General features: G+C 45.9%; 2 protein-coding genes. One reads left to right on the top strand and one right to left on the bottom strand.

What is annotated here, in order from left to right:
- Positions 1 to 518, bottom strand: a 518-nt coding sequence (locus AC2CG4_RS20030; protein WP_484487951.1) for a hypothetical protein, incomplete at its 3' end; no start/stop codon positions are given.
- A gap of 117 nt (positions 519 to 635) precedes the next feature.
- Here AC2CG4_RS20030 and AC2CG4_RS20025 point away from each other — a divergent pair.
- Positions 636 to 859, top strand: a 224-nt coding sequence (locus AC2CG4_RS20025) for a TetR/AcrR family transcriptional regulator (protein ID WP_484487950.1), incomplete at its 3' end; no start/stop codon positions are given.

The raw sequence follows: 859 nt of genomic DNA, 5'->3' as shown, positions 1-859 counted from the left end.
CCCACCCAACGGAAAGGTGTGTTATCTCGAATCAGATTACTGCTCCAACAGATCAACGCACAAAACCATGCAAAGGCGCCTGCGTTTGCAAGCACCTGATTCGATTGCATCAATAAGCGTGATTGAAATTCGAAAATCGCCAATTGCTCAGCAGTGTTGATCTCTGCACCTAGCAACATGGCGGGAGCGAGAAAACCACTAACCAACGCCGCTCCAGCCATCGCTAATCCACCTGCTGCAAATAAACCACTTCCGAGCCACACGATGGGGGTATTTTTTGCAGCACCATAAAGAGTAAATAACCAAACGTAGATGAGCACCACCAGAATTAATAAGCCGTGCACATGCATAGTGAGCCCAGCAATTTGAGCCATTTGTTCAATTTGGGCGTCAGGTTGTAACGCGCTGATATACGGGTGATGAGCCATGCCCGCGTTCGCCAGTATGGATAGGGCAATTAAGCCCCAGCCAATAAGACGGTAATGTGAATTTGTTCTTTGTTCGTTTTCGTTTAACACGATGCCTCCAGAGATAGTCACTTAAATGGAGTACCAGCCTAACAAGCGCATATGGATAGTTGGCGGACAATACTATTAGAATGTTCGGCATCTAAAACAAAACCTTAGGTAAATTGTGTGACAGAGGAATTTGAAGGAGACAAGCGAGCCGAACGAACACGGTTAGCATTGCGCAAAGCGTTTTTTGAACTGGTGTTATCCCAGCCTTACAGTAGGATAAAAATTGCAGACATCATTGCCAAGGCTGATGTGGGACGCTCGACGTTTTATGAACATTATAAAAACAAAGATGAACTGCTCTATGCAAGTTTGCACTGGCCGATGACTGTTTTGGCCTCTGC

The organism is Cellvibrio sp. ATLC23, assembly GCF_057196725.1.
Note: the sequence above shows the minus strand (reverse complement) of the source record. Positions and strands in the feature narration are given on the sequence as shown.